The sequence below is a fragment of the Streptomyces sp. NBC_01635 genome (genome assembly GCF_045209715.1).
In the GTDB taxonomy this organism is placed as follows: Bacteria; Actinomycetota; Actinomycetes; order Streptomycetales; family Streptomycetaceae; genus Streptomyces; species Streptomyces hirsutus.
Genome location: NZ_CP109277.1, coordinates 4,983,185 through 5,007,547, shown reverse-complemented (window position 1 = coordinate 5,007,547; position 24,363 = coordinate 4,983,185). Strand labels below are relative to the sequence as shown.

At 71.5% G+C, this 24,363-nt stretch carries 20 protein-coding genes; 10 read left to right on the top strand and 10 right to left on the bottom strand.

Annotated elements, in window-relative coordinates; genetic code table 11:
• Positions 1–54: 54 nt before the first annotated feature.
• Positions 55–1,161 (bottom strand): septum site-determining protein Ssd, encoded by a 1,107-nt coding sequence (gene ssd, locus OHB56_RS23385; protein WP_326753997.1) that lies wholly within the window; start codon positions 1,159–1,161, stop codon positions 55–57.
• A 564-nt stretch (positions 1,162–1,725) separates the two neighbouring features.
• Here ssd and OHB56_RS23380 point away from each other — a divergent pair.
• Positions 1,726–2,571, top strand: coding sequence for an HAD-IB family hydrolase (locus OHB56_RS23380; RefSeq protein ID WP_326753996.1), 846 nt, complete (start codon positions 1,726–1,728; stop codon positions 2,569–2,571).
• A 460-nt stretch (positions 2,572–3,031) separates the two neighbouring features.
• On the opposite strand, the gene OHB56_RS23375 is transcribed toward OHB56_RS23380, so the two are convergent.
• Positions 3,032–3,895 carry an oxidoreductase gene (locus OHB56_RS23375; protein ID WP_326753995.1) on the bottom strand — a complete coding sequence of 288 codons (864 nt, stop codon included), beginning with the start codon at positions 3,893–3,895 and terminating at the stop codon, positions 3,032–3,034.
• A 94-nt stretch (positions 3,896–3,989) separates the two neighbouring features.
• On the bottom strand, positions 3,990–5,261 hold the full coding sequence (locus OHB56_RS23370) for a hypothetical protein (RefSeq protein ID WP_406355469.1): 1,272 nt from the start codon (positions 5,259–5,261) through the stop codon (positions 3,990–3,992).
• A gap of 436 nt (positions 5,262–5,697) precedes the next feature.
• Between OHB56_RS23370 and OHB56_RS23365 the strand changes: the two genes are divergently transcribed.
• The 6 genes from OHB56_RS23365 to OHB56_RS23340 all read left to right on the top strand — a co-directional run bounded on the left by OHB56_RS23365 (position 5,698) and on the right by OHB56_RS23340 (position 14,311).
• Positions 5,698–8,337: a bifunctional SulP family inorganic anion transporter/carbonic anhydrase gene (locus tag OHB56_RS23365; RefSeq protein WP_406355467.1), complete on the top strand. Its 2,640-nt coding sequence runs from the start codon at positions 5,698–5,700 to the stop codon at positions 8,335–8,337.
• A gap of 253 nt (positions 8,338–8,590) precedes the next feature.
• Complete coding sequence (acs, locus tag OHB56_RS23360) at positions 8,591–10,549, top strand: acetate--CoA ligase (RefSeq protein WP_406355466.1); 1,959 nt, start codon at positions 8,591–8,593, stop codon at positions 10,547–10,549.
• A gap of 330 nt (positions 10,550–10,879) precedes the next feature.
• A complete protein-coding gene (gene nhaA, locus OHB56_RS23355; protein ID WP_406355465.1) occupies positions 10,880–12,316 on the top strand; it encodes a Na+/H+ antiporter NhaA in 1,437 nt (478 codons plus the stop codon).
• A gap of 182 nt (positions 12,317–12,498) precedes the next feature.
• Positions 12,499–12,987 (top strand): phage holin family protein, encoded by a 489-nt coding sequence (locus OHB56_RS23350; protein ID WP_326753990.1) that lies wholly within the window; start codon positions 12,499–12,501, stop codon positions 12,985–12,987.
• On the top strand, positions 12,984–13,934 hold the full coding sequence (locus tag OHB56_RS23345; RefSeq protein ID WP_326753989.1) for an alpha/beta hydrolase: 951 nt from the start codon (positions 12,984–12,986) through the stop codon (positions 13,932–13,934). Before OHB56_RS23350 ends, OHB56_RS23345 begins: the two co-directional genes overlap by 4 nt.
• A 188-nt stretch (positions 13,935–14,122) precedes the next feature.
• Complete coding sequence (locus OHB56_RS23340; RefSeq protein ID WP_326753988.1) at positions 14,123–14,311, top strand: hypothetical protein; 189 nt, start codon at positions 14,123–14,125, stop codon at positions 14,309–14,311.
• Positions 14,312–14,571: 260 nt separating this feature from the next.
• Here OHB56_RS23340 and OHB56_RS23335 read toward each other — a convergent pair whose 3' ends face one another.
• From OHB56_RS23335 to nth, 3 genes are all read right to left on the bottom strand, one after another.
• Positions 14,572–15,771: a MarP family serine protease gene (locus OHB56_RS23335; RefSeq protein ID WP_326753987.1), complete on the bottom strand. Its 1,200-nt coding sequence runs from the start codon at positions 15,769–15,771 to the stop codon at positions 14,572–14,574.
• A 117-nt stretch (positions 15,772–15,888) separates the two neighbouring features.
• Positions 15,889–16,584, bottom strand: coding sequence for a CoA pyrophosphatase (locus OHB56_RS23330; protein WP_326753986.1), 696 nt, complete (start codon positions 16,582–16,584; stop codon positions 15,889–15,891).
• A gap of 122 nt (positions 16,585–16,706) precedes the next feature.
• Positions 16,707–17,591, bottom strand: a complete 885-nt coding sequence (gene nth / locus OHB56_RS23325) for an endonuclease III (protein WP_406355462.1) — start codon at positions 17,589–17,591, stop codon at positions 16,707–16,709.
• Between the two features lie 336 nt (positions 17,592–17,927).
• On the opposite strand from nth, the gene OHB56_RS23320 reads away from it, so the two are divergent.
• The gene (locus OHB56_RS23320; RefSeq protein WP_055572875.1) at positions 17,928–18,602 is read left to right on the top strand and encodes a Crp/Fnr family transcriptional regulator; all 675 of its coding nucleotides are present in this window, start codon (positions 17,928–17,930) and stop codon (positions 18,600–18,602) included.
• Positions 18,603–18,833: 231 nt separating this feature from the next.
• On the opposite strand, the gene OHB56_RS23315 is transcribed toward OHB56_RS23320, so the two are convergent.
• The 4 genes from OHB56_RS23315 to OHB56_RS23300 all read right to left on the bottom strand — a co-directional run bounded on the left by OHB56_RS23315 (position 18,834) and on the right by OHB56_RS23300 (position 21,382).
• Positions 18,834–19,664, bottom strand: coding sequence for an MBL fold metallo-hydrolase (locus tag OHB56_RS23315; protein ID WP_326753984.1), 831 nt, complete (start codon positions 19,662–19,664; stop codon positions 18,834–18,836).
• Complete coding sequence (locus tag OHB56_RS23310) at positions 19,661–20,602, bottom strand: NUDIX hydrolase (protein ID WP_326753983.1); 942 nt, start codon at positions 20,600–20,602, stop codon at positions 19,661–19,663. The genes OHB56_RS23315 and OHB56_RS23310 overlap by 4 nt, the downstream gene beginning before the upstream one ends.
• Before the next feature lie 151 nt (positions 20,603–20,753).
• On the bottom strand, positions 20,754–21,224 hold the full coding sequence (locus OHB56_RS23305; RefSeq protein ID WP_326753982.1) for a RidA family protein: 471 nt from the start codon (positions 21,222–21,224) through the stop codon (positions 20,754–20,756).
• A complete protein-coding gene (locus OHB56_RS23300) occupies positions 21,221–21,382 on the bottom strand; it encodes a DUF4177 domain-containing protein (RefSeq protein ID WP_019355547.1) in 162 nt (53 codons plus the stop codon). The genes OHB56_RS23305 and OHB56_RS23300 overlap by 4 nt, the downstream gene beginning before the upstream one ends.
• An 81-nt stretch (positions 21,383–21,463) precedes the next feature.
• Between OHB56_RS23300 and OHB56_RS23295 the strand changes: the two genes are divergently transcribed.
• Positions 21,464–22,441, top strand: a complete 978-nt coding sequence (locus tag OHB56_RS23295; RefSeq protein WP_406355459.1) for an ArsA family ATPase — start codon at positions 21,464–21,466, stop codon at positions 22,439–22,441.
• A gap of 229 nt (positions 22,442–22,670) precedes the next feature.
• A complete protein-coding gene (locus OHB56_RS23290) occupies positions 22,671–24,113 on the top strand; it encodes an ArsA family ATPase (RefSeq protein ID WP_406355457.1) in 1,443 nt (480 codons plus the stop codon).
• The last annotated feature ends 250 nt before the right edge of the window (positions 24,114–24,363 follow it).

Genomic DNA, 24,363 nt, shown 5'->3' with positions numbered 1-24,363 from the left:
CGTGCGGCCCGTGCGGCCCGTGCGGCACCCCCGGCGTCTGGCGCCCTCCGCCGTTCATGCGGCCCTCGCCTCCACCAGCGCCCGCTCCCAGAACTCCTTGCAGAACCGGGCCAACGGGCTCCGGCCGGACGCCCCGGGCGGCCGTCCCGAGCCGGGCGGGTGCTGCAGGCCGGGCTCGACGGGCACGTCGCCGACGAGGGGCAGTCCGAGCAGCCGGGCCACCTCGCGGTCGTCGAGACCGGGTGCGTACGGCCCGCGCACCGCCACCCGCAGGTCGCGCAGGACCATGCCGACGGCGGAGGCGACGCGTCCGGCCGCCGCGACGGCACGCAGCTCGGCGGGGACCACCAGGAGCCCGAGGTCGAGTTGCGCGAGAATCTCGGCCACCCCGCTGTCGACGCGCCGCGGCAGGTCGACCACGACCGCGCCGCCCCCGCGCCGGGCCGCGGCGAGCACCGCGCGTACGGCCTGCGGCGGCACGGTGACGCAGTCGCCGCGGTCCCAGCTGAGCACTCTCAGGGAGTGCAGTTCGGGCAGCGACTCCTCCAGGGCGCCACCGCCGACCCGCCCCCGTGAGGCGGCGAAAGCGGGCCAGCGCAGCCCTTCCGCCGTTTCGCCGCCGAGGACCACGTCGAGTCCGCCGCCCAGCGGATCCGCGTCCACCAGGAGAGTGCGCAGCCCTTCGCGCGCCGAAGTGACGGCGAGCGCGCACGCGAGCGTGGAGGCTCCGGCCCCGCCCCGGCCGCCGAGGACACCGACGGTCAGGGCCGGCCGGCCGACGCCCTCGGCCACATCGGCGATGCGGTCGACCAGCCACTGCTCGCCGTCGGGCAGCATCAGCACATGGTCGGCGCCGATCTCGACGGCCCGGCGCCAGACCCCGGAGTCGTCCTGGTCACGGCCGACCAGTACCACTCCGCGACGCCGCGGGGCACCGCGCACCCGCCGCGCGGCGTCGTCACCGACGAGGACGAGCGGTGCGGCCTCCCAGCTGCCCCGCCGTTCCGGCAGCCCGTGATGGACCTCCGGGGTGGCACCGGCCGCCGCGCACAGGCGCAGCAGGTCGTCGAGGAGCCCAACGTCCTCGGTGACGATCAGCGGTCCGCCCTGCCTGCCTCCTCCGGCGGCGGGCGGCGGATCGTGCGTGACGGTTCCTGCCATTTCCTTCCCCCTTCGCTGCATCTCGCGACGCCTCTGCGGCCCCGCGATTCCCGAACGTGTGAGAACCGACAAGCGGCCTCGATATGAACGGCCGGCAGAAACCGGTCGTACGCGACTCGGCAAACGGAACGAGCGGTGAACTCGCCGTGGGCGGGACGCGCTGGAATCACGGTGCAGCGATCCGGGAAATCGTGTGGATCTTGGTCAAAAACTGTGGACAGGCTGACGCTTGTGAATATCGCCATCACCCATACCGGTGAGCCCTGAGCGACCCATGCGCGAATCCCGCAGAGCATCCTTGCGGATACACGGAGTCACGAATCATGGACATGACAAGACAGTCGAGGCCCGGCCTGCAAGCGGCGTCCCGGTTGCGTCGAGAAGAAGGAAAACCCACCCGGACATGCGACGACCCCCGCCGGGGGGGAGAGCGGGGGTCGTCCCCACGGCCGACTCGGGGGGGGAGGAGCCGGACCGGGTTAGCACGGTCGCGAACGATCCGTGACTTCCATGGTGTACCCGAGAGCCCTCTTAGGCAAACCCACGCGCCACACCTTACGCCGAATGGGCTGCACCTATGCTCAGGGCGTGGAAAACCACTCACTGCCCCGCACAGCGGCCTTCTTCGATCTGGACAAGACGGTCATTGCGAAGTCGAGCACGCTCACGTTCAGCAAGTCGTTCTACCAAGGCGGCCTGATCAACCGCAGGGCAGTCCTGCGTACCGCATATGCCCAGTTCGTCTTCCTGGCCGGCGGCGCCGACCACGACCAGATGGAGCGGATGCGCAAGTACCTGTCCGCACTGTGCCGCGGCTGGAACGTCCAGCAGGTCAAGGAGATCGTCGCCGAGACCCTGCACGACCTGATCGACCCGATCATCTACGACGAGGCCGCCACCCTCATCGAGCAGCACCACACCGCCGGCCGGGACGTGGTGATCGTGTCCACCTCGGGCGCCGAGGTGGTCGAGCCGATCGGCGAGCTGCTGGGCGCGGACCGGGTCGTCGCCACCCGCATGGTCGTGGGCGACGACGGGTGCTTCACCGGAGAGGTGGAGTACTACGCGTACGGTCCGACGAAGGCCGAGGCCGTCAGGGAGCTGGCCGAGTCGGAGGGCTACGACCTCGCCCGCTGCTACGCCTACAGCGACTCGATGACCGATCTGCCGATGCTGGAGTCCGTGGGCCACCCGCACGCCGTGAACCCGGACCGGGCGCTGCGCCGCGAAGCCGTCACGCGCGAGTGGCCGATCCTGGACTTCCACCGGCCCGTCCGGCTCAAGCAGCGCCTCCCCGCGCTCTCCGTCCCGCCCCGCCCGGCCTTGGCGGTGGCCGCCGCCATAGGAGCCGCCGCGGCCACCGCGGGCCTGGTCTGGTACACCAGCCGGCGCCGTACGACGGTGGTCTGACCGGCCACCGCGAAGGCGCACCGGCCGGGCCGGTTTCCGTCCAGCGAACCGGCGCCCGATTGGTATGCCTTTGAACCTAAAAGTAAAGAAGCAGGCCCCCCACTTCCGCTTGCTTGGAACCTGGAGTACAAAGGACTCAGCGGCCCGCGAGACCAAGGACATCCGAGAGGATCACCTTTACAACGCATTTGGCCCCACGGACCGAGCATGGACACAGGGCACCCACGCGACGTCGACCCGTCGATTACGGGCCAGCCGCACCAGGAACGGGCAAAGTTCCCGGCCTGATGGGCATATATCGAGGACGCTTGGTAACCAGGTGGACATGCCAGCGGCGGTACGAGAATTCGTACCGCCGCATCACTGCGCGGCTGACGGCGCAAACGTCTCTTAAACGCTTCACCGCCGTTCACCGCCTTCGCCTCTTCGCTCCCCGCGCAGGCCGGTCACCCCGCGCCCGTTACGCCGCCCCGCGCTGCAGCGCCTCGCACACCGCCATGGACTCCCGCGCCCCCAGCTCGACCGCCCGTCCGCAGTGGGCGATCCAGGCGGCCACACCCTCGGGGGTGCCGGAGACATAGCCCTCCAGAGCCGTCAGATAGGCCTCGCGGCCCAGTTCGGCGTGGCCGACCTCGGCCGGGCAGACCGACTTCGGGTCCAGCCCGCTGCCGACCAGCACGATGCGCTCGGCCGTACGCGCGAGAAGGCCGTTGCAGGAGGTGAAGGGGCGCAGCGCGAGCAGCTCGCCGTGCACGACGGCGGCTGTGACCAGCGCCGGGGCGGAACCGCCCCCGATGACCAGCTCGGCCAGGCCCTCCAGCCTGCCGTGCGCCTCCGCCGCGCCGGGCAGGGGAAGGCCGATCAAGGGCTCGTCGACCGGCTCGCCCTCCTTGCGGGGCCGCCCGACCTGGTCGGCGTGGCCGGCCGCCGCCACCAGGTGCAGCCGGGCGAGCACTCTCAGCGGCGACTGCCGCCAGATGGTCAGCAGTTGCCCCGCCTCGGCGGACAGCCGCAGCGCGGCGCCCATCGTGCGTGCCTCGTCGTCGGTGCCGAAGTCGCTGCGCCTGCGCACCTCCTCCAGTGCCCAGTCCGCGCCGGACAGCGCTGCCGAGCCGCGGGCGCCGCGCAGCGCCGCCTCGGAGGTGATCTCGTTGCTGCGCCGCCGCATGACCCGGTGTCCGTAGACCCGGTCCACAGCCTTGCGCACGGATTCCACGGAGTCGGCCACACCGGGCAGCGAGCCCAGGGCCGCAAGGGGGTCTCCCCCGCTCGAGCTCTTCCGAGAGCTCGGGGGAGGGTCGGCGGTCGCTCCTGTCGTACTCATGAGTACGACATTACGCACCCGGGGCGCCCGCCCCACGAGGGAGTGGTCTTCTTCACGCCGGGCCGCCGGTCGAAGCCGCGCCGAAGGCCGCCGCTCACCCCTTCGCCGCGGGCGCCCCGGGCACGCCCCTGGGGGCCGGAGCGGGGGCGGCGGACAGGAAGGACTTCCAGCCCCGCTTCGGGCTCTCGCCCACGTTCAGGGTGCGCAGCTTCTCCAGGGTCTGCGGGTCCTGGGCGTCCAGCCAGTCCGCGAGCTGCCGGAAGGAGACGCAGCGGACGTCGGGTTTGGTGCACACCGCCTCGACGGTCTCCTCGACGGCACGCATGTAGGCGCCGCCGTTCCAGGACTCGAAGTGGTTGCCGATGATCAGGGGCGCCCGGTTGCCGTCGTAGGCCCGCCGGAAGCCCGCGAGCAGGCTGTCGCGCATCTGGTCGCCCCACAGTTCGTGCTTCGCGGGGTCGCCCTGGGTGGTGGTGCCGGACTGGTTGACCATGAAGTTGTAGTCCATGGTGAGCTGCTCGAAGGAGTGCCCGGGGAACGGCACCAGCTGCAGCGACAGATCCCACAGGCCCTGCTTCTCCTTCGGCCACACCTGGTTGTTGACGCCACTGGTGTCGTAGCGGAAGCCCAGGTCGCTCGCGGCCTTCATGAAGTTCTCCTGGCCCTCCAGGCAGGGGGTGCGGGCCCCGATGAGCTCTTTGTCGTAGTCGAAGGGCAGCGGCGCCTCGTTCTTCATGCCGGTGTGCGTCTTCCAGGCCTTCACGAACCACTTGGCCTGGGCGATCTCGTCCTTCCACTCCGCCACCGACCACTCGCCGACCCCGCCGTCGGCGCCGCAGAAGTGGCCGTTGAAGTGGGTGCCGATCTCGTTGCCCTCCAGCCACGCGAGACGCAGTTGCTCCACGGTGGCGGCGATGCCCTCCGCGTCGTTGAAGCCGATGTCGGAACGGCCCGGCGAGTGCTGCGGCGGGCGGTACAGGTCCCGCTTCTCCTCCGGGAGCATGTACACGCCGCTCAGGAAGTACGTCATGGTCGCGTCGTTCTTCTTGGCGACCTCGCGGAAGTGCGAGAAGAGCTTCTGGCTGTCCTCACCCGCGCCGTCCCAGGAGAAGACGACGAACTGCGGGGGCTTCTCGCCCGGCTTCAGCCGCTCGGGCTTCGCCAGGTGCGGCTGCGCCCCGGTGTACGCGGTGGAGCCGTCGCCGATCAGCCGGACCGCGCTCTCCGGCCCCGGCGCCGGCTTCGCCTTCTCGGCACCGGGCGATTCCCTCCCGAAGATGTCGGCGCCGGTTCCGCAGCCGGCGAGCGAGGCGGCGCAGACCGCGGTGATCACGGTGCTCACGGCGATGCTTCGGGTGGCGGCCATGTCCGCCCACCTTCTTCCTTCTCTCGGGCCAACCCTGGCGGGGGAGATCTGGTGCTGCGCCGGCCCGCGCCGGCGGCGCCGCCAAAGTCGCACGGGATCGAGAAGGAATTAGTACGACAAGCCGATGTAATGACTGCTTCACCCAACAAGATGATTCACTGCCCCATTTGCCGGGAAAGTCAATACTTGTCCTTTACTCTGAATTACGATCTGTTTACTGACAGTTGGGATCTCTTGCCATCGAGACGCCTCGTCACCGTTGACCGGTCCCGCCCGCCCTTGATCCCGCCGCTACCAGACCTCGCAGTTGCCGCACCCGCCGTCGCCGGATCCCGCCGTCCCGATGCCGTACCCCCGGCCACGTCCGCCCGCCCGCCCCGCCCTCGAGCGGGCCGCCCCTTTCCCCGACCGCGCAGCCCCGGAGGAGACGGGAAGCATGCCAACCTGTGTTCCCACCCATACCGCCGACCCGAACCGGCCCGAGCGCGCCCATCCGCCGCACAGTCCACCGCACAGCCCGCCACCGGACCGCCCCCGCCGCCTGCGCATCGCGGGCGCGGATCTGTCGGCCGCCGTCGCGGTCTTCCTGATCGCCCTGCCCCTGTCCCTCGGCATCGCCCTCGCCACCGGCGCGCCGCTCCAGGCCGGCCTGGTCGCCGCCGCCGTGGGAGGGATCGTCGCCGGACGGATCGGCGGCTGCCCGCTCCAGGTCAGCGGTCCGGCCGCGGGGCTCACCGTCGTCACCGCCGACCTCATCCAGCAGTACGGGTGGCGGACGACCTGCGCCATCACCGTCCTCGCCGGGCTCGCCCAGATCGGCCTGGGCTGCCTGCGCGTGGCCCGCGGTGCGCTCGCCGTCAGCCCGGCGATCGTGCACGGGATGCTCGCCGGAATCGGCGTCACCATCGCCGTAGCCCAGGTGCACATCGTCCTCGGCGGCACCCCGCAGAGCTCCGTCCCCGACAATCTCCGGGCACTGCCCGCCCAGTTGGCGAACGTGGACCCCGCGGCCGTCGCGGTGAGCGTGCTCACCCTCACCCTGCTCCTGCTGTGGCCGAAGCTGCCCGGGCGGGCCGGGCGCCTGCTGCGCACGGTCCCCGCCGCCCTCGTCGCCGTCGCCGGGGCCACCGCGACGGCCGCGGCGGCCGGTCTCGTCCTGGCCGAGGTCGACCTGCCGTCCTGGCGCAGCCACGCACTCGCCGGGCTCCCCGAAGGGCCCGTGCTCGGGCTCGTCGCCGCCGTGCTCACCACCACGCTGGTGTGCAGCGTGCAGTCGCTGCTGGGCGCGGTCGCCGTGGACAAGCTGGTGGCCCGCCGCCCCGGTTCGGGCCACGTCCCCCGCTCCGACCTGGACCGCGAACTGCTCGGCCAGGGCGCCGCGAACATCGCCTCCGGCTGCCTCGGCGGCCTGCCCGTGGCCGGGGTGGCCGTGCGCAGTTCCGCGAATGTGCGCGCCGGTGCCGTGAGCCGGAACTCCACGATGCTGCACGGCGCTCTCGTGGTGGTCGCCGCGCTGCTGATGGTTCCGGTCCTGGAGCTCATCCCGCTGGCCTCACTCGCCGCCCTGGTGATGGCCGTCGGCATCCAGATGGTCTCCCTGCACCACATCCGGACGGTGACCCGCCACCGGGAAGCCCTGGTCTACGCCGCGACCGCCGTGGGCGTGGTGTTCGCGGGGGTCCTGGAGGGCGTCGCCCTGGGGATCGCCGTCGCCGTGGGCGTGGCCCTGCACCGCCTCACCCACACCCGGATCACACACGAGGTGAAGGAAGAAGTCCATCACGTAGATGTACGGGGGCAGCTGACGTTCCTCGCCGTGCCGAGGCTCAGCCGGGCCCTGCATCTCGTGCCCCAGGGAGCCACCGGCGTCGTGGCGTTGGACGGCTCGTTCATGGACCACGCGGCGTACGAGGCGCTGCAGGACTGGCAGAACACGCACACCGCACGGGGCGGAGCGGTGGAGATCACCGGCCGTCGGCCCGGAGCCGGCGTCCGGCTCGCCGAACCCGAGGCCCTCATCTCTTCTCCCACGACGGGGGGGACCGACGGAACCGGCGTGCCGTCCGGCGCCGGGTGCCGCTGCCGGCCCTGGACCGCCTGGCGCAACCACCAGTGCGAGCTCCCGCTCTCCGCACCGGACGACGACCGAAGCGACCACGACAACCGTGTCACCGGTGGTCCCAGTACCACCAGTAGCACCCATGAGACCGGTGACGCCGCCGGCAGAAAGGACGGTCACTACGGGCGGCCGTCCCGGCCCGGCACAGGGGACGGTCCGTCGGACACGGACACGGACACGGGCATGGACACAGACACGGGCACGGGCACGGGCACGGGCACAGGGTCTGCCTCCCCCGCCGGGAGCGTGTCGGGTGCCGGTGGGCCAAAGGCGTCCCGGACCGGGACCGACCTGGTGCGTGGGCTCAGCACGTTCCAGCGGAGCACCGCTCCTCTGGTACGCGGGGAGCTGGCCCGGCTGGCGCGCGAGGGGCAGCGGCCGACGCAGCTGTTCCTCACCTGCGCCGACTCGCGACTGGTCACCTCGATGATCACCTCCAGCGGTCCGGGGGACCTGTTCGTGGTCCGCAACGTCGGCAACCTCGTGCCGCCGCCCGGTGAGGAGAGCGGTGACGACTCGGTGGCGGCCGCTCTCGAGTACGCCGTGGAGGTGCTGGCGGTGCGGTCCATCACGGTGTGCGGGCACTCGGGCTGCGGCGCGATGCAGGCGCTGCTCGACCCCCGGCCGGACGGCACCCCGAGCGCCCGCACACCGCTGGAACGGTGGCTGCGGCACGGGCTGCCGAGCCTGAAGCGTGTGCGGGACGGAAGCGGGCCCGGGGTGCGACTGGCCGGGCGGGCACCGGCCGACACCGCCGAGCAGCTCTGCCTGACCAACGTCGTCCAGCAGCTGGAGCACCTGCGCGCCCACGCCTCGGTGGCCCGCGCTCTGGAGGACGGGCTCCTGACGCTCCACGGCCTCTACTTCCACGTGGGGGAGGCGCAGGCGTATCTCCTCATCGAGACGGCCGCAGAGCGGGTGTTCGACCGGGTACGGGCCGAGGACCTGGCGCTGTGAAAACCCGTCCTGCGGGCATACGAGGCACTGCCGGGGGTGAACCGCACACCACCGGCGTCCGTGGGTAGGGATGACCCCTGGCCACGGAAGCAGCCAGCCAACTCAAAAGGTCTAAACCACTTTGCCGACGACCCTTGTCAGCGCACCCCTGGGTCTGATGAGCTGTGGCCTGGGACACAACGGACACTCCGGGAAAGGCAGATGCCGTGAGCAACGAAAGCCTGGCCAACCTGCTCAGCGAGGAGACGGGACGATGAACGAACGTCCTAACCTCTCCAACCTGCTCAAGGAAGAACGCAGGTTCACACCCCCCGCCGACCTGGCCGCACACGCCAACGTCACCGCGGAGGCGTACGAACAGGCCAAGGCTGACAGGCTCGGTTTCTGGGCCGAGCAGGCCCGCCGACTGACCTGGGCCAAGGAGCCCACCGAGACCCTCGACTGGTCGAACCCGCCGTTCGCCAAGTGGTTCAAGGACGGCGAGCTCAACGTCGCCTACAACTGCGTGGACCGGCATGTCGAGGCCGGGCACGGCGACCGGGTCGCCATCCACTTCGAGGGCGAGCCCGGCGACAGCCGCGCGATCACCTACGCCCAGCTCAAGGACGAGGTCTCCCAGGCCGCCAACGCCCTGCTGGAGCTGGGTGTCCAGAAGGGCGACAGGGTCGCCGTCTACCTCCCGATGATCCCCGAGGCCGCGATCGCGATGCTGGCCTGCGCCCGTATCGGCGCAGCCCACTCCGTCGTCTTCGGCGGCTTCTCGGCGGACGCACTCGCGACCCGCATCCAGGACGCCGACGCCAAGGTCGTCATCACCGCCGACGGCGGCTACCGGCGCGGCAAGCCGTCCGCGCTCAAGCCCGCCGTGGACGAGGCGGCCGGACGCGTCGACACCGTGCAGCACGTCCTCGTCGTCCGCCGCACCGGCCAGGACGTCGCCTGGACCGAGGGCCGCGACGTGTGGTGGCACGACCTGGTGGGAGGCCAGAGCACCGAGCACACCCCTGAGGCGTTCGAGGCCGAGCAGCCGCTGTTCATCCTCTACACCTCCGGCACCACGGGTAAGCCGAAGGGCATCCTGCACACCTCCGGCGGCTACCTCACCCAGACGGCGTACACCCACTGGTCGGTCTTCGACCTCAAGCCGGAGACGGACGTGTTCTGGTGCACGGCCGACGTCGGCTGGGTCACCGGGCACTCGTACATCGTCTACGGGCCGCTCGCCAACGGCGCGACCCAGGTCATGTACGAGGGCACGCCCGACACCCCGCACCAGGGCCGCTTCTGGGAGATCGTGCAGAAGTACGGCGTGACGATCCTCTACACGGCGCCCACCGCGATCCGGACGTTCATGAAGTGGGGCGACGACATCCCCGCGAAGTTCGACCTGTCCTCGCTGCGGGTCCTCGGTTCCGTCGGCGAGCCGATCAACCCCGAGGCCTGGATCTGGTACCGCAAGAACATCGGCGCGGACCGCACCCCCGTGGTGGACACCTGGTGGCAGACCGAGACCGGCGGGATCATGATCTCGCCGCTGCCGGGCGTGACCGCCGCCAAGCCGGGCTCCGCCCAGACCCCGCTGCCCGGCATCGCCGCGACCGTCGTCGACGACGAGGCCAACGAGGTATCGAACGGCGGCGGGGGCTACCTGGTCATCACCGAGCCGTGGCCGGCGATGCTGCGCACCATCTGGGGCGACGACCAGCGGTTCCTCGACACGTACTGGTCCCGCTTCGAGGGCAAGTACTTCGCCGGTGACGGCGCGAAGAAGGACGGCGACGGCGACATCTGGCTGCTCGGCCGGGTCGACGACGTGATGCTGGTCTCCGGGCACAACATCTCCACCACCGAGGTGGAGTCGGCGCTCGTCTCCCATCCGTCGGTCGCCGAGGCGGCCGTGGTCGGCGCGGCGGACGAGACGACCGGACAGGCCATCGTCGCCTTCGTGATCCTGCGCGGTACGGCCGCGGAGACCGAGGAACTGGTCGCCGAGCTGCGCAACCACGTGGGCTCCACGCTGGGACCGATCGCCAAGCCCAAGCGGATCCTGCCGGTGAACGAGCTGCCGAAGACCCGTTCCGGCAAGATCATGCGCCGCCTGCTGCGGGACGTCGCGGAGAACCGCGAGCTGGGGGACGTCACGACGCTGACCGACGCCACCGTGATGAATCTGATCCAGGAGAAGCTTCCTCAGTCGTCCAGCGAGGACTGACCCGAGGACCGACCGTCCGAGGACCGACCACCCGAGGACCGACCACCCGAGGAGCGGCCCGGGGACCGCACCGAAGCGGGTCCCGGTTCCTCCCCTCGGACCCACCGGTCACGGCCCGCCCACGGGCAACGGAGGCACCCGGCGCCGTACGCGCGCCGGGTGCCTCTGTGACGTCCGTCGTCGAAGGCCCTTCGTGCGGTGCCGGAGCACGTTGGTTAGAGTGGCCACGAAGGACGTCCACAGCAGGCCGTCCCCCACAGTTGTCTCATGGAGCGCCGGGAAGTCTGGTCGGCACACGATTCGTGCTGCCCGACGACCAGAGGACCACCCGTGACCGCCCCCCGCACTCCCAGCCCGCGCAAGGCCTTCGGCCGTCTCTCCCTGCCCGAGCGGACCTACGTCACGGATGCGCTGCGCACCGAGACCGTCGGCGGCATGCTGCTGCTCGTCGCCGCGATCACCGCGCTGATCTGGGCGAACGTACCCGCCCTGCACCACAGCTACGAGAGCGTCAGCGACTTCCACTTCGGGCCCGAGGCGCTCGGCCTGAACCTGTCCGTCGCGCACTGGGCCGCCGACGGACTGCTCGCGGTCTTCTTCTTCGTCGCCGGCATCGAACTCAAACGCGAACTCGTCGCCGGTGATCTGCGCGATCCCCGGGCCGCCGCGCTCCCTGTCGTCGCCGCCCTGTGCGGCATGGCCGTACCGGCCCTCGTCTACACGTTCACCAGCGGCATCGGCGGCGGTTCACTGGCCGGCTGGGCCGTGCCCACCGCCACCGACATCGCCTTCGCGCTCGCCGTGCTCGCCGTCATCGGCACCTCGCTGCCGAGCGCGCTGCGCGCCTTCCTGCTGACCCTCGCCGTCGTCGACGACCTCTTCGCGATCCTGATCATCGCGGTCTTCTTCACCGACCGCCTCGACTTCCTCGCGCTCGCCGGCGCCGTGGTGGGCCTGGCCGTTTTCTGGCTGCTGCTGCGCAAGGGCGTACGCGGCTGGTACGTGTACGTGCCGCTCGCCCTGGTCGTCTGGGGCCTGATGTACAACAGCGGGATCCACGCCACCATCGCCGGTGTCGCCATGGGCCTGATGCTGCGCTGTCACCGTCGCGAGGGGGAGGAGCAGTCCCCCGGCGAGCGCGTCGAGCACCTCGTCCGGCCCTTCTCGTCGGGTCTCGCCGTCCCGCTGTTCGCCCTGTTCAGCGCGGGTGTGGCGGTCTCCGGCGGCGCGCTCGCGGACGTGTTCACCCAGCCCGAGACGCTCGGTGTGGTCCTCGGTCTCGTCGTCGGCAAGACGGTCGGTGTCTTCGGCGGCACGTGGCTGACCACACGCTTCACCCGGGCGTCGCTCAGCGACGATCTCGCCTGGGCGGACGTCCTGGCGGTGGCGGTGCTCGCCGGGATCGGGTTCACCGTCTCCCTGCTCATCGGCGAACTCGCCTTCGAGGGCGACGCGTCGATGACGGATCGTGTGAAGGCCGCCGTCCTGACCGGATCGCTGATCGCGACCGTCCTCGCGACCGTGCTGTTGAAGATCCGGAACGCCAAGTACCGCAGGCTGACCGAGGCCGAGGAACGCGACGACGACCTCAGCGGCGTCCCGGACGTCTACGAGGAGGACGACCCGGCGTACCACCTGCGCATGGCGGAGATCCACGAGCGCAAGGCCGCCGAGCACCGGCGGCTCGCCCGGGAGAAGGCCGAGGGACATAGCGGGCTTGCCGAAGTACCGGGCGGGGCAGGCGGGGACCACGACGATCCGGCATGATCTGACGGGACGGTACAAAGGTCAGGACAGTCGGAGCCGGTCCGAGCCGGTCGGACGTACGCGACCGGACACACGCGGTCGACGCAGGTGATGGGGCGGACAGGAGCCGTCAGGCGGCAGACTGATCCTTACTCAGAGGTACGCAGAGGCACGCAGGACGAAAGCAGAAGAGGGAGACCGCGATGAGCGCACCCGACGGCAGCCCGGTCGGCGCCGAACACAGCATCGGCCAGTTGTTCGCCTCGGCGACGGAGAACATGTCCGCGCTGGTGCACGACGAGATCGCCCTGGCGAAAGCACAGCTCAAGCGGGATGTGCAGCGGGGCGCGACGAGCGGCGGACTGCTCACCGCGGCCGGTCTCGTGCTGCTGTTCTCGCTGCCGATGCTGAGTTTCGCCCTCGCCTACGGCATCCATACCTGGAGCGACTGGAACCTGGCCGTCTGCTTCCTGCTGTCGTTCGCGGCGAACGTGCTGGTCGCGCTCGTCCTCGCCCTGATCGGCACCGTCTTCGCGAAGAAGGCCAAGAAGGGCCGCGGCCCGCAGAAGGTCGCCGCCTCGATGAAGGAGACGGCGGTCGTGCTGCAGAAGGCCAAGCCGCACCCGCGTCCGGAGCTGCCCAGGGATCAGATCCCCGAGGCGATCGAAGCTGTGGCACGCTCGTCCTCATGACGGACCCCGCCACTCCTTCGGCCCAGCCCCTGTCGGCCGTACGCCTCGACATCCCCGGGGGCGCCGAGGTGACCCACCGGGACGTCGCCGCCAACGGCGCGCGTTTCCACATCGCCGAGCTCGGCGACGGGCCGCTGGTGCTGTTGCTGCACGGCTTCCCGCAGTTCTGGTGGACCTGGCGGCACCAGCTGACGGCGCTCGCCGACGCCGGGTTCCGCGCGGTCGCCATGGACCTGCGGGGCGTCGGCGGCAGCGACCGCACACCGCGCGGCTACGACCCGGCCAACCTCGCGCTGGACATCACCGGTGTGATCCGTTCCCTCGGCGAGCCGGACGCCGCGCTGGTCGGGCACGACCTGGGCGGATACCTGGCCTGGACGGCGGCGGCGATGCGCCCCAAGCTCGTACGACGGCTCGCGGTGTCGTCCATGCCGCATCCGCGGCGCTGGCGGGCGGCCATGATCGCCGACGTCAGGCAGTCGTCCGCCATGTCGCACATCTGGGGGTTCCAGCGGCCCTGGGTCCCGGAGCGGCAGCTCACCGCGGACGACGGGGCGCTGGTGGCCAAGCTGATCCAGGACTGGTCCGGGCCCCGCCCGCCGGAGGAGAAGGCGCTGGAGAACTACCGGCGCGCCATGTGCATCCCGTCCACGGCGCACTGCTCGATCGAGCCGTACCGGTGGATGGTGCGGTCGCTGGCCCGGCCGGACGGCATCCAGTTCAACCGCCGGATGAAGCGGCCGGTGCGGGTTCCGACCCTGCATCTGCACGGCTCGCTCGACCCCGTGGCGGGCGTCCGCAGCGCCGCCGGGTCCGGGGAGTACGTCGAAGCGCCGTACCGCTGGCGGCTGTTCGACGGGCTCGGCCACTTCCCGCACGAGGAGGACCCGGCCGCGTTCTCCGCCGAGCTGATCAACTGGCTGAAGGACCCGGAACCCGACCGCTGACAGCCCACCGGGCGGCGTCCGCGTCCCTTCCGTGCTCCTTCCTCTTCCCCTCCCGTACTCCTTCCGTACGCAGGACCGATCACCAGATCTGAACACCTGTCCTACGAACGGCCACTTGCCTGACGCATAGGCCAATTGGCCCTGCGCCAGGCGGTTATCGACCATGGGTCGGGGGCAGTGGTCGGAGTATGGGCTGGACGCACGACTACAGTGACGCACGCCGCGACCGCCGCTCGGCGGGCGGTATGGGATCCCACCAGCAAGGCGGTGCACCGGAGATGGCAGATACGGATCTCAGGGTCGGGATTCCGCATATCCTCCGCCGCCGGGCCCGCTGGGTCTCGGTGCGGCTCCGCCACCATCACCCACGCGGCTGACGAGGGGCGTACGCCCGGCCGTGCTCCCGGTGAGCCGTCTGGGCGTACACCCGTCCCCGGCCCCTCCGTACGACTCCTCCGTACGACTCCTCCGTACGATCCCTCCACGCGGTCCGGTCGCAGGCCCCGTCCGTACAACCGGGCCATACGACCGGACCCGTGCGACCGGGACCGTGGCAACCAGGACTGTGCGACCGGCCGTACAAGCCGTACAACGGGCCGTACGGACGTCCTCACGGCCGTAGCGGGCCTCGCGCCGCTCAGAGGGCGCAGCTGTCGCTGTCCACCTGCCGGGTCGCGGAGCGGCCCTTGACGATGTCCTCCTGGATCTCGTCCACGGTGAGGGCGTATCCCGTCTCGGCGTCGTCGAGGGACTTGGCGAACACCACGCCGTAGACCTGACCGTCGGGGGTCAGCAGCGGGCCGCCGGAGTTGCCCTGTCGGACCGTCGCGTACAGGGAGTACACGTCACGGCGGACCGTGCCCCGGTGGTAGATGTCCGGGCCGTTGGCCGTGATGCGCCCGCGGACCCGCGCCGACCGGACGTCGTACGCGCCGTTCTCCGGGAAGCCGGCGACGATCGCGCCGTCGTCCCTGCTCGCGTCCTCGGTGGTGAACCGCAGCGCGGGCGCCTTCAGGTCCGGGACGTCGAGGACCGCGATGTCGCGCTTCCAGTCGTAGAGGACGACCGTCGCGTCGTACTTCCTGCCCTCGCCGCCTATCTGCACGGTCGGCTCGTCGACGCCGCCCACGACATGCGCGTTGGTCATCACGCGGCGCTCGGAGAACACGAAGCCGGTGCCCTCGAGGACCTTGCCGCACTGCGGGGCGGTGCCCATGACCTTGACGATGGACCGCTGCGCGCGGCCGGCCACCGGGCTGCCGGCCAGGGCGGGGTCGGGGGGCTGGACGTCGGTGATCGGCTCGGTCGCGAAGGGGCTGAAGACCTGGGGGAAACCGTTCTGCGCGAGGACGGAGGAGAAGTCGGCGAACCAGGTGTCGGACTGGTCGGGCAGCGCCCGGGAGACGCCGGTCAGCACCTTGGACTGGCGGACCTCCTTGCCGAGCGTCGGCAGGGTCGTCCCCGCGAGGGCCGAACCGATCAGCCAGGCGACCAGGAGCATCGCGACGACGTTGACCAGGGCGCCACCCGTGGCGTCGAGCGCTCGGGCCGGGGACCAGGTGATGTAACGGCGCAGCTTGTTGCCGAGGTGGGTGGTCAGGGCCTGGCCGATGGAGGCGCAGACTATGACGACGACGACCGCGGCGACGGCGGCGACCGTGCCGACCTCCGCTTTGTCCGTCAGGACGTCCCAGATGACGGGGAGAAGGTAGACGGCGACGAGACCGCCGCCCAGGAACCCGATCACCGACAGAATGCCGACGACGAAGCCCTGGCGGTAGCCGACGACCGCGAACCACACGGCGGCGACCAGCAACAGGATGTCCAGCACGTTCACCGCTTTTTGCCTCGCCTCGTCATTCCGGTCGTTCCTGCTCGGCCGGAGTCCGGGGGCATGCGGGACGAACCGCCGTCGTCACAGGCCCCCATACCGCACGGCACCGCGCCCACCCTGTCATGACCGCCAGTCCAGCGGGACCTGCTTGTCCCGGTCCCAGGGGCGCTCCCACCCCGCGTAATGGAGCAGCCGGTCGATGATCCCGGCCGTGAAGCCCCACACCACGGCCGATTCGACCAGGAACGCCGGACCCCGGTGGCCGCTGGGGTGGAAGGTGGTCGTGCGGTTGTCCGGATCGGTGAGATCCACCACGGGGACGGTGAAGACCCGGGCGGTCTCGTTCGGATCGACGGCGCCGACCGGGCTGGGGATCCGCCACCAGCCCAGGACCGGCGTGACGACGAAGCCGCTGACGGGGATGTAGAGCTTCGGCAGGACGCCGAAGAGCTGGACTCCGTCGGGATCGAGCCCCGTCTCCTCCTCGGCCTCGCGCAGCGCGGCCGCCAGCGGCCCGTCGGTCAGCGGGTCGCCGTCCTCGGGGTCGAGGGTGCCGCCGGGGAAGGCCGGCTGTCCGGCATGCGAGCGCAGCGCCGCCGACCGCTCCATGAGCAGCAGCTCCGGGCCGCGCTCCCCGTCGCCGAACAGGATGAGAACGGCGGCCTGGCGTCCCGCGCCGTCCGCCGGGGGGAGGAAGCGGCTCAGGTCGCCCGGGGCGATCGTCTGCGCGACCCGGGCCACCGGGTCCAGCCAGGCGGGCAGGCCCTCCGTGCTGAGCCTCACCCGGCCGCCCCGGGGATCGGTCACCCGCGCCATCGCCACCCCTGCCGTCCTGGCCCCCGCCGCTCCCATGCCCCGTCCAACGCCCGGTGGCGCCTAGATCGTTCCATCGGCGGCCGTCCTGTGTGCCCCCGTGTACGCCTCCGCGCGTGCCCCCGTCATGCGGCGCCCAGCGGCGGGGCCGGCCGTCCGCCCGCGTCGAGGTAGGCCTGCGGAGGGTTCAGCCGCTGGCCCGGGTAGCCGCCCTTCTCGTACTTCAGCAGCTTCCGCGCCTTCTCCGGGTCGGTCTCGCCCTCGCCGTACGCCGGGCAGAGCGGGGCGATGGGGCAGGCGCCGCAGGCGGGCTTGCGGGCGTGGCAGATGCGGCGGCCGTGCCAGATCACATGGTGCGAGAGGTCGGTCCACTCGCTCTTCGGGAAGAGCGCGCCGACGGCCGCCTCGATCTTGTCGGGGTCGGTCTCCCGCGTCCACTTCCAGCGGCGCACCAGACGCTGGAAGTGCGTGTCCACGGTGATGCCGGGGCGGCCGAAGGCGTTGCCGAGCACGACGAAGGCCGTCTTGCGGCCCACACCGGGCAGCTTGACGAGGTCCTCGAGACGGCCCGGCACCTCGCCGCCGAAATCCTCCGCCAGCATCTTCGAAAGGCCTATCACCGACTTGGTCTTGGCCCGGAAGAACCCGGTGGGGCGCAGGATCTCCTCCACTTCCTCCGGGTTGGCGGCGGCCAGGTCCTCGGGGGTGGGGTACTTGGCGAAGAGGGCGGGGGTCGTCTGGTTGACGCGCAGGTCGGTGGTCTGGGCCGACAGGACCGTGGCGACCACGAGTTGGAAGGGGTTCTCGAAGTCCAGCTCGGGATGGGCGTACGGAAACACCTCGGCGAGCTCCCGGTTGATCCGCCGGGCGCGGCGGACGAGGGCGATGCGCGACTCCGCCGCGGGCGGCTCGACGGCGGCCGCGGACTTCGCCCCGGCCGCGCCGCGCGCCCTCGCACTCCCACTCGTGGTCGCATCCGCGGTCGCACTCGCGGTCGATTTCTTCTTCACCGGCGCCTTCTCTGTCGGTTTCTCCGTTTCCCTGCCGCCATCGGAGCCCTGTTCGCCCACAGCGGAATCCCGGTGCGCCGCCACCCGAACAGCCCCTGGGGCGTGCACTCTCACCGGCATTTTGGCCACCCGGCCAGCCTACGGCTCGGCGCCGACATCCGTCCCGACCCCTGAAGATCGGCCCCCAATTGGACCCCTGCCGCTTACCCGGGCAGGCCGGTGCGGCATCCTTGTGACAGATCACACTGTTTGGACTGTCCGGCAAAATGGGCACCCCGGACCCCTGGTACGTGGGGGCCGGAGGTCCCCTGAGCAGGTCGACAAGGAGAGAATCACGTGGACGACGTTCTGCGGCGGAACCCGCTCTTCGCGGCGCTCGATGACGAGCAGGCCGCGGAGCTTCGCGCCTCGCTGACCGAAGTGACCCTCGCACGGGGCGACTCCCTGTTCCACGAGGGCGATCCCGGAGACCGGCTCTACGTGGTCACCGAGGGCAAGGTCAAGCTCCACCGCACCTCCCCCGACGGCCGGGAGAACATGCTGGCCGTCGTCGGGCCCAGCGAGCTCATCGGCGAGCTGTCGCTCTTCGACCCGGGCCCGCGCACCGCGACCGCCACGGCACTGACCGAGGTCAAGCTGCTCGCCCTCGGCCACGGCGACCTCCAGCCCTGGCTGAACGCCCGCCCCGAGGTGGCCACCGCGCTGCTGCGGGCCGTCGCGCGCCGGCTGCGCAAGACCAACGACGCCATGTCGGACCTGGTCTTCTCCGACGTTCCGGGCCGGGTGGCCCGTGCCCTGCTGGACCTCTCCCGCCGCTTCGGCGTGCAGTCCGAGGAGGGCATCCACGTCGTCCACGACCTCACGCAGGAGGAACTGGCCCAGTTGGTCGGCGCGTCCCGCGAGACGGTCAACAAGGCCCTGGCGGACTTCGCCCAGCGCGGCTGGCTCCGGCTGGAGGCCCGCGCGGTGATCCTCCTGGACGTGGAACGCCTCGCGAAGCGGTCCCGCTGACCTGACCCGGTCCCTACCGCCGCCGCCCCTGCCCCGTCCCTCGGCCGGACGTCCGGGCAGGGGCTGAACGCTCGGGTGGGGACTGGACATCCGGGCAGGGGTCCCTGCGCCTCGGCCCGGCTCCGGGGTTCCGCCGAACGGACGTGGAGCGGGCTGCAGACCCCGGGGTCTTGTGCTTCAGGGCTTTGGGGCCTTGGGAGCCTCGGGGCCTTGGGAGCCTCGGGGCCTGCCTCAGATGAGCCCGTGCTCCCGCAGGTACTCCAGCTGCGCGCGGACCGACAGTTCCGCGGCCGGCCAGAGGGAGCGGTCCACATCGGCGTAGACGTGGGCGACGACGTCGGACGGGCTGTGGTGGCCGTTCTCGACGGCCGTCTCCACCTGGGCGAGGCGGTGCGCGCGGTGGGCCAGGTAGTACTCGACGGCGCCCTGGGCGTCCTCCAGCACGGGGCCGTGGCCCGGCAGGATCGTGTGGACGCCGTCGTCGACCGTGAGCGAGCGCAGACGGCGCAGCGTGTCCAGATAGTCGCCGAGGCGGCCGTCGGGGTGGGCCACGACGGTCGTACCGCGTCCCAGGACCGTGTCGCCGGTGAGGACGGCCCCGTCGGCCGGCAGGTGGAAGGCCAGCGAGTCGGCGGTGTGGCCGGGGGCGGGGACGACCCGCAGTTCCAGGCCGTCCACGGTGACCACGTCCCCGCCGGCCAGCCCCTCGTCCCCCAGACGCAGCTCCGGGTCCAGCGCCCGTACCTTCGTGCCGGTCAGCTCGGCGAAGCGGGCGGCGCCCTCGGAGTGGTCCGGGTGACCGTGCGTCAGCAGGGTGAGGGCGACGCGCCGGCCGGCCCGCTCGGCGGTGTCGACGACGTTGCGCAGATGCCCCTCGTCCAGGGGGCCCGGGTCGATCACGACCGCCCGCTCGGAACCGGGTTCCGAGAGGATCCAGGTGTTGGTGCCGTCCAGGGTCATCGCCGAGGCGTTCGGGGCCAGGACGTTGACCGCCCGCGCGGTGGCGGGTCCGGAGAGGACCCCTCCGCGCGGTTGGCCGGGGAGGGCTGCCGCGTCCGTCATGTCGTGGCTCCACCGTTCGGGATGTGCAGGGTGAACTCGTCGTACCCCGGCCAGGACAGCACGATCCCGTCCTCGTCGAGCCGCGTGGTGACCAGCACCGGCGTGAGGTCGCGCGCGGGTGCCGCGTCGAGCGCCTGAGCCGCCGTCGTGTACGCCGTCAGCTGGCGCAGGGTCGCGATCGTCGGCGGCATCATCAGCAGCTCGCTCCGGTCGTACGCGGCGACCGCCTCGCGCGGGGCGATCCACACCGTGCGGTCGGCCTCCGTGGAGGCGTTCCGGGTGCGCTGGCCCTCGGGGAGGGCGGCGACGAAGAACCAGGTGTCGTAGCGGCGGGACTCGAACTCCGGGGTGATCCACCGGGTCCACACCCCGAGCAGGTCCGAGCGCAGGACCAGTCCCCGGCGGTCGAGGAACTCCGCGAAGGACAGGTCCCGCGCGACGAGTGCCACGCGGTCCGCCTCCCAGTCCGGGCCCGTGGTGTCGCCGGTCACGGAGTCGGGCGTCGGGCCCGCGAGCAGCACCCCGGCTTCCTCGTACGTCTCGCGCACGGCGGCGCAGACGATCGCCTGGGCCGCCATGTCGTCCACGCCGAGCCTGTCCGCCCACCACGCGCGCGTGGGACCCGCCCAGCGGACGTGCAGGTCGTCGTCGCGCGGGTCGACGCCACCGCCGGGGTAGGCGTACGCGCCCCCGGCGAAGGCCATGGAGGCGCGTCGACGCAGCATGTGGACGGCATAGCCGTCGTCGGCGTCCTTCAGGAGCATGACGGTGGCCGCGCGCTTCGGCGTGACCGGGACGAGGGTGCCGTCCGCGAGCGCACGGATGCGCTCCGGCCATTCCGGCGGACACCACTGCCCACCGGCCGGGCCACCCGTCCGGCTCTCGGACCGGTCACCCGTTCGGCCCCCGGCCCGCCCATCAGCCTGCGCATTCGCCATGGCCGGAGGCTATCCCGTGAGGGGCTGATGTTCGAGTGCCCACGGGGAGAGGGGGCCGGGCCGCCCTCGTCCCCGTGGGTCACCGGGTCATCGGCCGCCCGCAGCCGTCAGCCCGCCCCGGTCAAGGCCTGCCCCGGTCACTCCGCCCCGGTCAGCCCGCCTCGGTCAGTTCCACCTGGATCTCGATCTCCACCGGAGCGTCCAGCGGCAGGACCGCGACGCCCACCGCGCTGCGGGCGTGGACGCCCTTGTCGCCGAGGACGTCGACCAGCAGCTCGCTCGCGCCGTTGAGGACGCCCGGCTGGCCCGTGAAGTCCGGGGCCGAGGCCACGAAGCCGGTGACCTTGACCACGCGCGCGACGCGGTCCAGGTCGCCGGCGACGGACTTCACGGCGGCGAGGGCGTTCAGCGCGCAGGTGCGTGCCAGCTCCTTGGCCTCCTCTGCGGTGACCTCGGCGCCGACCTTGCCGGTCAGCGCGAGCTCGCCGTCCACCATGGGGAGCTGGCCGGCGGTGTACACGTACGGCCCGGTCAGCACGGCGGGGCGGTACGCGGCCAGCGGCGGGACGACCTCGGGCAGCCTCAGCCCGAGCTCGGCCAGCCTCTCCTCGACCGCGCTCACGCCTGCTTCTCCCGCTTCAGGTAGGCCACCAGCTGCTCGGGGTTGTTCGGCCCGGGGACAACCTGCACGAGTTCCCAGCCGTCCTCGCCCCAAGTGTCCAGAATCTGCTTCGTGGCGTGGACCAGCAGCGGAACCGTGGAGTACTCCCATTTCGTCATGCCGCGACTCTAGCCGCTGGTTTCCGGGGAACTCTCCCCCGGAGCCGACGGGGCGCGCGGGGAGGAATTAGGCTCAAAGGCGTGAGCAGGCTTCAGGTCGTCAGTGGCAAGGGCGGAACCGGCAAGACCACGGTGGCCGCGGCCCTCGCGCTGGCTCTGGCCACGGAGGGGAAGCGGACGCTTCTCGTCGAGGTCGAGGGCCGCCAGGGCATCGCACAGGTCTTCGAGACGGAGGCGTTGCCGTACGAGGAACGGAAGATCGCGGTCGCTCCCGGCGGCGGGGAGGTGCACGCCCTCGCCATCGACGCCGAGCGTGCCCTTCTGGATTACCTCCAGATGTTCTACAAGCTGGGCAGTGCCGGACGGGCCCTGAAGAAGCTCGGCGCGATCGACTTCGCGACCACCATCGCGCCCGGTGTGCGGGACGTCCTGCTGACCGGCAAGGCGTGCGAGGCGGTACGGCGCAAGGACAGGAGCGGGCGGTTCGTCTACGACTACGTCGTGATGGACGCCCCGCCGACCGGGCGCATCACCCGTTTCCTCAACGTCAACGACGAGGTCGCCGGACTCGCCAAGATCGGTCCGATACACAATCAGGCGCAGGCCGTGATGCGGGTGCTGAAATCACCGGAGACTGCGGTGCACCTGGTCACGCTGCTGGAGGAGATGCCGGTCCAGGAGACCGTGGACGGCATCGCCGAGCTGCGGGCGGCCCGGCTGCCGGTGGGGCGGATCATCGTGAACATGGTGCGCCCCGGGTTGCTGGACGCGGCCGATCTGGAACTCGTGGGGACGGTCTCGCGTTCCTCCGTCGCGCGGTCGTTGTCCTCCGCCGGTCTCGGCGGCGCGCGGCGCGGGGGGCACGCCGAGCAGCTGGTGGACCCCCTGCTCGCGCAGGCGGAGGAGTACGCCGAGCGGTACGCGCTGGAGGCCGAGCAGCGTGCCGCACTGGCCGAGGTGGATCTGCCCCGGCACGAGCTGCCGCTGCTCGCGGAGGGCATGGACCTGGCGGGCCTGTACACGCTGGCCAAGGAACTCCGCGCCCAGGGCGTGTCATGACCGGCGGGAACCCTCCCGGCGGCACCGCGCCGACCACGGCCGCACTCGCCCCGGGTCCACTCGGCCCGCGCGCACTCGGCCCGGGCACGGTAGCGGGCGTACCCGGCCCGGGCGCCGTAGCGGGTGTGCTCGTCGCGCCGTCCGTCGCGCCGCCCTTGGTCACGAGCCGGAAGCCGAACAGGGAAACCCGTCGAGAACCGAGTCGGAAGTATCGGAAGCAGGGGATGTCATGAGTCGTCGTCCGGAACCGGCGCACGCGCACGACCCGGCCCACTCGGGCGGCTCGGCCCACTCGGCCCACCACCGCCTCTCCCCCGTCCCCACGCTCGACGTCGATCCGCTGATCGAGGACCGCGGCACCCGGATCGTGGTGTGCTGCGGTTCGGGCGGGGTCGGCAAGACGACCACCGCCGCGGCGCTGGGCCTGCGCGCGGCCGAGCGGGGGCGCAAGGTGGTCGTCCTGACCATCGACCCGGCCCGCAGACTCGCCCAGTCCATGGGCATCGACTCGCTCGACAACGTCCCCCGCCGGGTCAAGGGCATAGACGACTCCGCGGGCGGCGAACTGCACGCGATGATGCTCGACATGAAGCGCACCTTCGACGAGATCGTCGAGGCGCACGCGGATCCCGGGCGGGCCTCCGCGATTCTGGGCAACCCCTTCTACCAGTCGCTCTCGGCGGGCTTCGCGGGCACGCAGGAGTACATGGCGATGGAGAAGCTGGGGCAGTTGCGGGCCCGTGACGAGTGGGACCTCATCGTCGTCGACACCCCGCCGTCCCGGTCCGCGCTGGACTTCCTGGACGCGCCGAAGCGGCTCGGCTCCTTCCTCGACGGCAAGCTCATCCGCGTCCTGCTGACCCCGGCGAAGGTCGGCGGCCGGGCGGGGATGAAATTCCTGAACGTCGGGATGTCCATGATGACCGGCGTTCTGGGAAAGGTGCTCGGGGGGCAACTGCTGAACGACATGCAGACGTTCGTGGCGGCGATGGACTCCATGTTCGGCGGGTTCCGTACCCGCGCGGACGCCACCTTCAAGCTGCTCCAGGCGCCCGGGACCGCGTTCCTGGTGGTCGCGGCCCCGGAGCGGGACGCGCTGCGCGAGGCCGCGTACTTCGTGGAACGACTGGCCGCCGAGGACATGCCGTTGGCCGGCCTGGTCCTCAACCGGGTCCACGGCAGCGGCGCCGACCGGCTGTCGGCCGAGCGGGCGCTGGCCGCCGCGGAAAATCTTGAGGACTCCCGCATTGTGGATCAGGAGGACGGGAAAGCTGGACTTCGTAACTCCCCCGACACATACGAAAGTTCAAGCACCCCCGCTGCGGAGACTCCCCCTCCGGAAGCACCCGGTACACCGGCACAGGACGACGTCCCCGACGGAGGCTCCCCCGCCACCGTGGACGACACCGGTGCCGGCAGGACGGACGACGAGGCGGCCGCGGAGCGGTCCGTCGACCAGCTCACCGCGGGCCTGTTGAGGCTGCACGCCGAGCGGATGCAGCTGCTCTCACGCGAGCAGCGCACACGTGACCGCTTCACCGCGCTCCACCCCGAGGTGGCGGTGACGGAAGTGGCCGCGCTGCCCGGCGACGTGCACGACCTCACGGGACTGCGGGCCATCGGCGACCGGCTCGCGACCAACCGGCCGGAGCTGCCCGAGGCGAGCGCCTGACACGCGTCGGCACGCCCTGACGGCTCGGCACGCCCTGACGGGGGCGCCATGCCCCGTCTTCCACCGGCATCCCGGCGCCAACACGCCCTGAGGCGCACCGACATACCCTGACGGGCGCCCCTTGCCGGACGCCCTCTGCCGCTCGGCCGAGCACCGCCCGCCCCGAAGACTGCCGGAGGACCGACCGGAGGAGCACCCAGAAGCCTGTTCGGAGGCCCGCCCGGCTGCGGGCGCCGGTGCAAGGCCCCGC